The organism is Natronorubrum halalkaliphilum, assembly GCF_009834785.1.
GTDB lineage: Archaea > Halobacteriota > Halobacteria > Halobacteriales > Natrialbaceae > Natronorubrum > Natronorubrum halalkaliphilum.
This window is the reverse complement of the sequence record NZ_WUYX01000051.1, coordinates 39,066-49,682: the sequence shown is the minus strand read 5'-3', so window position 1 is coordinate 49,682 and position 10,617 is coordinate 39,066. Positions and strand designations below refer to the sequence as shown.

Genomic DNA, 10,617 nt, shown 5'->3' with positions numbered 1-10,617 from the left:
GTTCATAACAATCGCCACTATCCCGCTTCAACTCCTTTGATCTACTGCCGCACCTCGACGCCACCTAGTGATTCAATGGAGCCCCTCGATCAATCACGTCTGTGAGACGACCGAGGACTCGCCACACGCCAATACCGTTCGAGGACACCTTACCGATCAGTTTGATCTTGAAACCGTCGAGGCGGTCGGAAACACGCTCCTTCAACGGGATGTCCTTGAGACGCTCCCAGATCGACCGGTGGAGGTCGTCGCCGACCTCCACCTCGATCCCTACTACGGTGAGGAGGACGAGACAGAGGCGTTGTACTTCTCGCAGGCGAAACGAGGTACCACTGCGTTCCATGCTTACGTCACGCTGTATGCGCGGGTGCGCAACAAGCGATACACGCTGGCGGTTCGCCAGCTGGTCGCTGGCGAAACCACCAGCGATGCCCTCGGTGAGTTCCTCGAACTCCTTGACGGCCTTGACCTGCGCGTCAAGGCCGTCTATCTCGATCGCGGATTCTACAACAGCACTTGCCTCGAACTACTGTACACGCACAACTACGCCTACGTCATGCCGATCGTCAAGTGGGGCGAGACGATTCAAGACGAACTCAGCAGAGGCTGGAGTCGCGTGATCGAACACGAACTCGCTGGGCGAGTAACGTTCCCTGTGTTCATCGACTGTGTCTACCAGCGAGGACGATACGACGAGCACGGGGTGGCGCGTCACGGCTACGCCGCTGACGCGCCGTTCATCGACACACCACGGGATGCACGGGAACACTATAGTAAGCGCTTCGGCATTGAATCGAGCTACCGGTTAGGCAACCAGAGCCTCGCTCTCACCAGTTCTCGGGACGCCGGGCTTCGGTTGTTGCTGTTCATCGTGAGTCTGTTGCTGCAGAACGTCTGGCGCTATCTCCACTGGATGTACGTGGCGGCGCCCCGCCGTGGGGGGCGCCACCTCTGGGAGTGGTCGTTCACGGAGTTCTGTGAGATGATCGTTCGTGCTGCCTGGACAGCCCTCGGTGTGCGCAGAGCTGTCCCAGCGAATCAACCACTCGACGATCGGTTCTTCCGGTAGCTGTCCCTGAATTGGGACAGCGGTCGTGAGTGGCGACACTGTCGCGTCGGCGGCGATTCGCCGCCGACAGCGACTCTTCAGTGCCGAAACTTACTGCTGCCATCTCTTCGAGACGACCCGAGCACAGTTCAAGCAGATTCAGCGCCTACTGGACAAGACAGTGAGGCTGTCGGTGTGATCGACTGAATCTGAGTCGGGCATTCGGTCGCTGCTGAATACAAGGCGCAAATCGGTCAGTGACGGGGCTGAGAGAGGGTCACGCGCGGTGGTTGTAGCCGGATTCGCCGACTCTCTGGTTTATTGCGAATACTGCTTTATCTCCTCATAAGTCCAATTATCATTCGTGATGAGTTCACAGGTTACGCCTGCGGAGGAGTACGACGTTATGCTCGGAAAGTTCGGTGCACGGCTCGACGTCCCCCGGACCGAGAACGAGGCAAATGTAGCCATCGTCGAGCACACGCTCCCGCCGCACACGCTGGCGGCACCGCTCCACCGCCACAGCCGTGAGGACGAAATCTCCTACGTACTGGATGGCGAGATGACCGTATTGGCCGACGACGAACTGACGACCGTTCCAGCCGAGGAGTCGATCGTGAAAGGCCGTAACGTCTGGCACACGTTCTGGAACGCCGGCGACGAACCGCTTCGCTTCCTCGAGATCATCGCGCCGGGCGAATTCTCGGAGTTCTTCGAGGAGATTTCGCAGATCTACCCACTCGACCCAGCGGACGAGGAGGCACTCGCTCGCTTCGCGGAGATCTGCGAGCGATATGACTTCGAGGCCGATCTCGAAAGTATCCCCAAGCTCTGCGAGGAACATGGCCTCCAGATCTAGAGGACAAGTCTAGCCGATTCCCACGATTTTCCATACTGTATTCATCCGTTGCGTGTTGCAAGCTGCTTCTGACAACAGTTCGGTAGCTCATTGAATTTCTGCAAGACACAGGCCGTGAATGAGCCATCACGAAGGAATCAGTAACAGCTTCGTGATGTGAGTCGATCACAGATCGGCAGCAACCAGCACGACGAAGGCATCCGTCCACTAATTCTCGTGCATCCAAGGTGGAAGGCGATTGATTGCCAGTTAACGGAAGAGCCATAATGTACTCCCCCCATAAGGGGGCTAATGCTTCCTCGGAGACGCCTGCTGTCCGCAACCAGTGCGAGACGCGTCGTCGGCCTTCTCGGCACCTTATTCATTGTATTTGCGGCCGGACGTGCGATCTTCGAGAGTGGTCACGGACAACCAACAGTGAATATATTTGTTATTACGATGCTGATTTCCGTGCCGGGATTCCTCCTCGTATACGGTACATATTGGCTCGCACAAGCCGATATCGATCCCGACTTCTATCCGCGTATTGCTGGCTGGTGTCTTGCCGGATTCGGCGTCATGGCCGGCATCATCATTGTTTACCACCTTCAGCCCGGAGAAAGCGTTTCCACGAACGCTCCGCCGATCCTGACCGCACTTGCCAGCGTTGCCGGCTTTGCCGTGGGTATCAACGACGGGCAAGCGAGAACGCGAACGTATGAAGTCGAAACTCGCAACGAGCAACTCGAACGCTATCGAGAGTACACGGATGACGTGCTGAACGCGATTGACGACGTTTTCTACGTGCTCGAAACCGATGGTACGCTCCACCGCTGGAACGACAGTCTCTGTGAGGTCACGGGCTACGAAGATCCGGAGGTCGCATCGATGCACGCGCTGGAGTTCTTCGACGAGGGCGATCACGACCGGATCGCTGATGCAATCGAGGAAGGATTCGAAACGGGGAGTGTGCAGCTCGAAGCGGAGTTTCGCACCAAGGACGGTGCTACCATCCCGTACGAGTTTTCGGCATCACGGCTCGCCGATCCGGAGGGTGAGACGGTGTTGGCGGGCATCGGACGAGACGTTACTGAACGGAAGCGACGTGAACGAGGATTGGCCCGCTTCGAAACGATCGTCGAAACGAGTCCGATCGGCATCACGATCGTCGACAGTGACGGCGAGATGGAGTTCGCCAACGACCGCGCCGAGGAGATTTACGGGCGGAGCAAAGCCCAGATCAACGATCTCTGCTTCGACGACTCCGACTGGAACGAAGTCGACATCGACGGCGAACCCCTCCCGGATGACGAGAAACCCTTCCCGCAGATTACGGAGTCCCGAGAACCGGTGTTCGATTATCTCAGCGGCGTCTCCCGTCCGGATGGAGAGCGGGTCTGGATCTCCGTCAACGGAGCGCCGGTCTACGACGAGCGCGGAGAGATCGACAGTGTCGTGTTCACCATCGAAGATGTCTCCGACCGACTCGAGCGGGAACGGGAGCTTGAACAGTACGAAACAATCGTTGAAACGGCTCACGATGGCATCTACGTCCTCGACGACGAGCGACGGTTCGTACTCGTCAACGAGTCGTTTGCGGATCTGAGTCCGTTTTCCCGAACGGAGCTACTGGGTCAACACGCCTCGTCGGTGTTCGGCGAGGAGTTCGCATCAATCGAGGCCGAACAGTGGGAGCGTGCGACTCCGGACGAGTTCCCGTCGTTCGAGGAGACGGTAGAGGCAGGCCCGAACGAGACCCGAACGGTCGAGAACCGGTTCGTTCTTCTGGGCGAAGACGCTCGAGAACGGCGAATCGGCGTCATCAGAGATGTCACGGAGCGCGAGGGGTATCGCCGAAAGCTGGAGGAATCGAACGAACGGCTCGAACAGTTCGCGTACGCCGCCAGCCACGACTTACAGGAGCCGCTTCGGATGATCACGAGCTACGTACAGTTGCTCGAACGGCGCTACGGCGACGAACTCGACGAGGATGCAGAGGAGTTCATCGACTACGCGGTCGACGGTGCCGAACGGATGCGGGAGATGATCGACGGGCTGCTCGAATACGCCCGCGTCGAAACGCAAGGCGACCCGCTCGAGCCCGTCGAGTTGAACGAGGTGCTCGACGACGTGCGCACCGATCTCCAGTTGCAGATTGAGGACTCCGACGCTCATATCGAGGTTGGCTCGCTCCCGCGGGTCAGCGGGGACGAGGGTCAACTCCGCCAGGTGTTCCAGAACTTGGTGACGAACGCGATCGAATACAGCGGCGAGGAACCGCCCCAGGTTGCCGTCTCGGCGGAGCGGAATGGATCGATGTGGCACATCTCGCTTCGCGACGAAGGGATCGGCATCGATCCGGACGAGACTGATCGCGTCTTCGAAGTGTTTCAACGACTCCACAGCCGCGACGAGTCCGAAGGAACTGGTATCGGACTTGCGCTCTGTCGACGAATCATCGAGCGCCACGGCGGCGACATCTGGATCGAGTCCGAACCCGGTGAGGGGGCGACGTTCTCGTTCACGCTGCCCCAAGCGCCTAATCACGCGTAAACGACTCGAGTCTGAGTGATTATCGACCTCTATTGTTCACTCATGCTCTGCATACTGCAAGCCGGTTCTGACAACAGTCCGGTAGCTCATTGAGTCTCTGTGAAATACAGGGCACGAGTGTAGTACGAACCGAAAGGTGACTACTGAGGGATGCGCCTCCCCTGAGAGCGACCAGTGATCACCTACTTACCGAGAGGGCCTTTTGATGATTCTACTGACCAATAAGTGGAGGAGAGTAACAGTTTATCTCTCCGGGTGGCAAACGAAGAGGCGTGTCTCTGGACGTACGATGTGCGGTCCCGGACGACGCGGCGGCAATCCGTGAAATCGCTCGCAAGAGCTGGCACGCCGCCTACGACCCGATCCTCGGAGAGGAAACCGTCACGGAGACGATCGACCAGTGGTACGCACTTGAGAACCTCAAGGCGTCGATCACCGAGTCACGTGCCCGTGAGGATGCCGTCTGCCTGATCGCCGAGGAAGCGGACGAACCTGTTGGCTTCGCGCATGCCAGTCCGCACCGCGAGCGGCCAGCAGTTGCATCGCTGAACCGGATCTACGTCCGTCCCGAACGGTGGGGCGAGGGAATCGGTACGGCGCTGCTCAAGCACGTCCAAGACTCCCTTCGCGGAGAATACGATCGACTGTACCTTGCCGTCCTCGCGGACAACGAGGTGGGCGTCTCGTTCTACGAATCAACCGGCTTCGAACGGATCGGAAGCCAGGAGAGCGACCTGAAACCGGAAGTCGAGGAATACGTCTATGAGAAACCACTCTGATCCGGCACCATAGTGTAATATTCATCGTATGTCACAGTGTTACCTTCGCATCCGCATGAATCGGTCAGATCCGGCTCGAGTGGCAACATAAGTGTCCTTATTGAAATCCCCATCCAGTGATAGGTTTCAGCGGGCTGCTGTATACAGGGTGCAAATGCGGGACGGGTTGAGAACAGGTCTACAAAAGGTAATATTGGTCGCAGGAGTCAGCAAACAAATATGTTCCAAGAACACTCGTGTGATCTGGCGATCAAAGAGTAACAGGAGGAGGTCGAACATTAATATCCACCAACCAATAGAGCAGACATGGTCGCTGACCACGTCACGAGACGTACGTTCAGTTTCGGTGTCGTCTCTGTGCTTGCACTAGGTTTTGGTGCGAACCAGTACGGGACAGACGCTGATCGGTCTGAATCCACGACTTCGGAGTCACCTGACAATGGTGTATCGACTGAAAATGAAGCGACATCCACCCGAACTGAGGAGCGAAACGGTGAGTCGGAGCAAATGGAAGACGTGTTCGCCGGTGCTCACGAACGACTCTGTACCTGTCCGACGTGTATGGGCGGGTTCTGATTTGGTTCGTCGGACGGTACTATCCGTCTAATCGAGAACAGGAGCATCAACGACGTACGGCGATTTGTGACGTGTAACTACTAGCGAATGCGGACTGTCGCCGCCGATGTGGCTTTGGGAACACGGAATAATGGGTTATCCCGTCTATTCGCTGTTTTGTCACCTCTACTACCGGGATTCACCCCAGTGGACTCGAGGTATTCACGGTCGTGTTCGGCTCCGTTCTGCCGGATTTAATCGATAAACCGCTGGCGTGGGAGTTTGGCGTCTTCGAGACCGGATATGCGCTCGGACACTCGGTCTTCGTTGCCGTCCCACTACGATTGTCGTCGGAATGTTCGCGCGCTCACAAGGATGTTCACGAGCGGTTCTCGCCTTCGGGATAGGCTATCTCCTCCGTCTTTCGGCCGACGTGATCGCTGTTTCGAGACCTATCTGATGCTGATGTCACAGTCTTACTGATCGGTTGATTCGCCGTAGTTCGGCCGGAATCACCTTTGAGAGCCCTTTCCGTCTGATTTTCGGGAAAATACGCGAAATCGCCGCAAATGTTCATCATCTTTCACGGCGTCTATACACCTACACTCATGTCATCGAGAGTTATCCACAGCCAAATCGTACAGCTTCTGATCGCCTCTCTCGAGGGTCGCCAATGAGCATGTCCTCGAGTGCCGTTCGCGTCGGCCACCAGGTTCGAAGCGGAGCGGGCTACGGGGCATCCCGTGTCCGAAAGCCCGCGTTTTACCTTCTGACGGCCGCGTTCGTGGCGTTCCTCCTGTTCGCCTTACGCGAGACGATGACGATGGTCGTCACCGCGTGGTTCGGCGGCTACGCCTTTCCCATCCACCGCGTCCACCACGTCATGATCGGCGGTACTTTGGCGGTATTCGCGGCGACGGTCGCCGTGCAGTTATACCGACCAACGAAGCGCGTGGGAGCGTTACAGGCGGCGCTCGCGTTCGCCGTCGCCGCGTTCGTGCTCACTGCGATCGCATCGGGACCGGCGGCAGTCGCCGAAATACTGGTGTTCCTCGTTCCGGTCGCCCTGATCGCCCTGTTGCATCCTGCCCGCAGCGAACTCGTGCCCAGACTCGAGGGAGCGGACCGCCGCGTACTCGCCGTCGCGGGGGTCGGCGCGATCGGATTCGCGGCGCTCGCCGCCACCGAGTTCGTGAACCATACGACGCTGGCCGACGAGCACGTCCTGATGGGCCACTACGAGTTCATGCTGTTCGGACTGGTCTCGATCGGTCTGTTCGGCCTGCTCGGCGCATTGAAGCCGGTCGGCTGGCGGATCCCGCTCTACGCCGCCGGCATGCTGGCGCTCCTCTTTGGCGCCAGTTCGCTCGCCTTCCCCGGGGCAGAACAGGGTTCGAGCCTCGGCACCGTCGGCGCGATCGCGGTGATACTCTGGGCAATCGCACTCATCGGCGTCTCAGAGTACGTCGAGCGTAGCGACTCGAACGAATCGCCGGCCGACAACGTCTCATCGGCGTAAGCGCAAGACCCGAAGAGAAAGTGGCACCACTCGTTTTTCGAGCGTGAACCACGACTATTCGCTCAAGTAGCTCGACGGATTATGGGATGGACAGGCGCAAAAGCTCGCGCTTCAGCACGGGGAGAATGCCAAGCCGATCTCGGACCCCATCTGCGCGCGTTCGCAAGTCAGCAGTTTCGGTCGCGATTTGCTCAACAGTCTGTTCTGCGAGCGCGCTGTCGAGTCGATCAGTTCAGCCCGGACGGGTACTCACCCGTCTTCTGGTAGTGGGAGACGACCTTGGCGAACGCGGCGATCTGGAGCACGACGACGAGGACGAGCGTGAGCAAGTACAGCCAGTGGAGCGGGTCGTCGGACGGAAACCCGGGTCGGAGATAGGCCCTGTCGTAGATGTGGACGGTAACGAGCCAGAAGATCGTGTACGCCCCGACGGTCTGATGCCACTTCCAGGCCTTCCCGCCCATGTAATCGTAGGCTCTGTTGTTCGAGGTAGTCGCGAGACCGACCGCGATGATCACGGCCACGAACGAACCGAACGCCCACGGACTCATGTCGGCCAGATAGCCGACGATATCCCAGTCCCTTGCCTGAAACACGAAGAGCAGGTGAACGACACTCCAGATAGCGAACCAGATCCCCAGTTCCGCTCGCCAATTCACCGGAAAATTCCCCGAGAACCGGCGTCTGATACCGGGCCAGAGCCGTACCGTTGGTCCGACGATCATCACCAGAACCAGGAGAAGCCACGGAACTGCTCCCACGACCCGCTGCTCGTGATACCCGGCGACCCACAGCAACACGGCGAAGACGACGCTACCGATACCCACTGCCAGATGGTGTGTGAGATCGTTGTTCGTATCTACCGACATATCGTTCTCAACGCCGAGATACGGCACTGTCCATTAAAATTCTACGTGTCCTACCGATCCATAGAATACGGCTGTCTCCCTGCAATTTCCCCGTGAGGGACCGGACAGATCAGATCCCTGGCTGGTGTTCGAAATGAACTAACGGACGATCCGGACGCTACCATCTGTGTTCCGGACGGGGACGACATCGCGTCAGTTTCGCACGAGTCCGCGTCCCGTCCCGACAAAGTCGCGTTTCTCTCGAGTCCGGATTGGCTGGTGTCGTTCCGAAAGCGGGGTATCGCGCCAGCGCTGACGGAACGGACGAGCAGGTGGCTCTCTTTCGACTGGAAACACGGGCGGGTTTGATATGGCACAGCGACTGTAGTTCCGTGTATGTACAACGAGATCCTCGTCCCGACGGACGGGAGCGAAGTGGCGGAGCGAGCCGGAGCCGTCGCCGTTCGGATGGCCGAACTCTTCGGCGCCGATCTGACCATCGTCTCCGTTCGAGAGTCGGGCGACGACGCGCAAGCGAAACGCGCCGTGGAAGATATCCAGGAGGACGCTATCGAGGCCGGCCTCACCCCACAGACCGAGATTATCGAGGACGAGGAAACGCCGATCCACCGGGTGATCATCGACTACGCCGAGGACCACGGCGTCGACGTCGTCGTGATGGGGACTCACGGGCGGACGGGAATCAGTCGATTCCTGCTCGGCAGCGTGGCCGAACAGGCCCTTCAGGAGTCACCGATTCCCGTCGTGACCGTTCACGAGGACACCGCCATCGACTTCGAGATCGACAACGTCCTCGTCCCGACCGACGGGAGCGAGGGGGCCGAGGCCGCCACGGAGCACGCGATCGACCTCGTGACTGAAACCGGCGGGACGCTCCACGCACTCCACGTCACCTCCAGCGGGCGCGAAGCGGAGTCGTCACCGGCCGACGACGTAGGCGATCGGGGTGAAGCCGCCGGCGTAGAGGTTGTTACGGCCACGCGGAGCGGTCGACCACACGAGGCGATCGCCGGATACACGGCAGAGGCGGAGATCGACGTCGTCGTGATGGGGACCCACGGTCGGACCGGTCTCAGGCGGTACCTACTCGGGAGCGTCACCGAACGCACGGTACGGTTCTCGCCGGTTCCAGTCGTCTCCGTAAAGCCGGAGTCGGCCGGCGCTACCGTCGAGTTCCTCGACTACGAGGTCGTGGAGGACAGGGGCTGGTCACTGGAGGACGACGACCTCTTCGAGAAGGCGACCGAGGCCGACCTGACGGCGGGAGCCTACGGGACGATGACCGTCGAAGAGGGAGAGTACATCCTCGAAGCGGCCGAGGCCGAAGGCTACGACTGGCCGTTCTACTGTCGCGGTGGTGGCTGTATCAACTGTGCGGCGACGCTGGTTGCTGGCGAGGTCGAAATGGAGGCCAACCGTAGCCTCTCCGACGAGGAGGTAGACGAGATGAACCTGCGGTTGACCTGCGTCGCCACGCCAACGACCGACGAGGTGAAACTGGTCTACAACGCCAAGCAACTCGAGCAGCTCCGGGACCGGATTATCTAGACGCGCTGTCTCCAGACGAGAGGCCGGGGATCGGTGATTGTTCGACGACGGCCTCCAAAGGGTCCCTAATCATCATCTCGGTACTGCCGGTCAATGCATCTCGATAAGCGGGATTAAATATAGATTTAATGACAAACATGTTCTGCACTCAGCAGACAGTCACTGCCAGCCATCGAGTTGCAACAGGGCCGAATCAGTACAGGAAAGGGAATTCCAGAAGGCGGTGCGTGACCAGTCGCCGCTGACTCCTACGGCCCAGGCGGATCATCGAACGCGATCGTCGACGACGTATCGTGACGGGAGATACGGTACCACAGCGGCCGGCAGGAACCGAACGAGGACCGTTGCGACCGTTGCGAGACGTCGACGGAGGACCGTGTACGTGCACCCGACGAGTAGCGTTCCGATGACGACGAATCGTAGGGGGCCGTCGACCAGCACGAAAAGCGGGACAGCCAGAACCGTCGACAGCAGTAAGTCCTCGAGGGCCCCGTCGTAGCGGATCACTCGACGCGGGGGGATCCACCGTCCGTGAAAGTGATCGTACACCGCCCGTTCGGAGGTCCCCTCCCAGGGACGCAGTTCCAGTCCGCCCCCGAATATGTCGGCAACGCAGTGTACGGCCGCCCCCAGCAGGAAGAACGTCACGGCGATCGTCGTCGGTGACGGAACCAACAGGGCGACGAGAACCGCTCCGGCCGCCAGGACGGAGTAGTACACCGGATAGTGGAGCGTCTTCCGGTGACCGGCATACAGGTCCAGATCGGGGAACAGGCCGCCGAGGAATCCGGCCACGAGTCCGACGGTAGCGAACTCCGGAGCCACGACTACGAGCGGCAACGCGAGGATCATCCCACTGAAGACGTGACTCGGGAGCATCATCGTGTTGCGGTAGTGGCGACAGAAAG

At 59.3% G+C, this 10,617-nt stretch carries 7 protein-coding genes and 2 pseudogenes; 7 read left to right on the top strand and 2 right to left on the bottom strand.

Going from position 1 to position 10,617, the window contains the following annotated elements:
• Positions 1-85 precede the first annotated feature (85 nt).
• From GS429_RS15600 to GS429_RS21945, 6 genes and pseudogenes are all read left to right on the top strand, one after another.
• Positions 86-1,069 (top strand): annotated as a pseudogene (locus tag GS429_RS15600) (ISH3 family transposase); the annotation flags it as partial.
• A gap of 346 nt (positions 1,070-1,415) precedes the next feature.
• On the top strand, positions 1,416-1,907 hold the full coding sequence (locus tag GS429_RS15595; RefSeq protein WP_160066267.1) for a cupin domain-containing protein: 492 nt from the start codon (positions 1,416-1,418) through the stop codon (positions 1,905-1,907).
• 450 nt (positions 1,908-2,357) lie between these two features.
• Positions 2,358-4,439, top strand: coding sequence for a PAS domain S-box protein (locus tag GS429_RS15590; protein WP_328821430.1), 2,082 nt, complete (start codon positions 2,358-2,360; stop codon positions 4,437-4,439).
• Between the two features lie 272 nt (positions 4,440-4,711).
• Positions 4,712-5,218 (top strand): GNAT family N-acetyltransferase, encoded by a 507-nt coding sequence (locus tag GS429_RS15585; RefSeq protein ID WP_328821429.1) that lies wholly within the window; start codon positions 4,712-4,714, stop codon positions 5,216-5,218.
• A 682-nt stretch (positions 5,219-5,900) separates the two neighbouring features.
• Positions 5,901-6,212, top strand: a pseudogene (locus GS429_RS22235) (metal-dependent hydrolase); the annotation flags it as partial.
• 234 nt (positions 6,213-6,446) lie between these two features.
• A complete protein-coding gene (locus GS429_RS21945; protein ID WP_235920830.1) occupies positions 6,447-7,292 on the top strand; it encodes a hypothetical protein in 846 nt (281 codons plus the stop codon).
• A gap of 227 nt (positions 7,293-7,519) precedes the next feature.
• Here the strand turns inward: GS429_RS21945 and GS429_RS15565 are convergent, their stop codons facing one another.
• On the bottom strand, positions 7,520-8,161 hold the full coding sequence (locus tag GS429_RS15565; protein WP_160066266.1) for a hypothetical protein: 642 nt from the start codon (positions 8,159-8,161) through the stop codon (positions 7,520-7,522).
• 375 nt (positions 8,162-8,536) lie between these two features.
• On the opposite strand from GS429_RS15565, the gene fer reads away from it, so the two are divergent.
• Complete coding sequence (fer, locus tag GS429_RS22510) at positions 8,537-9,709, top strand: ferredoxin Fer (protein ID WP_160066265.1); 1,173 nt, start codon at positions 8,537-8,539, stop codon at positions 9,707-9,709.
• 264 nt (positions 9,710-9,973) lie between these two features.
• Here fer and GS429_RS15555 read toward each other — a convergent pair whose 3' ends face one another.
• Positions 9,974-10,591 (bottom strand): metal-dependent hydrolase, encoded by a 618-nt coding sequence (locus GS429_RS15555; RefSeq protein WP_160066264.1) that lies wholly within the window; start codon positions 10,589-10,591, stop codon positions 9,974-9,976.
• Positions 10,592-10,617: the final 26 nt, after the last annotated feature.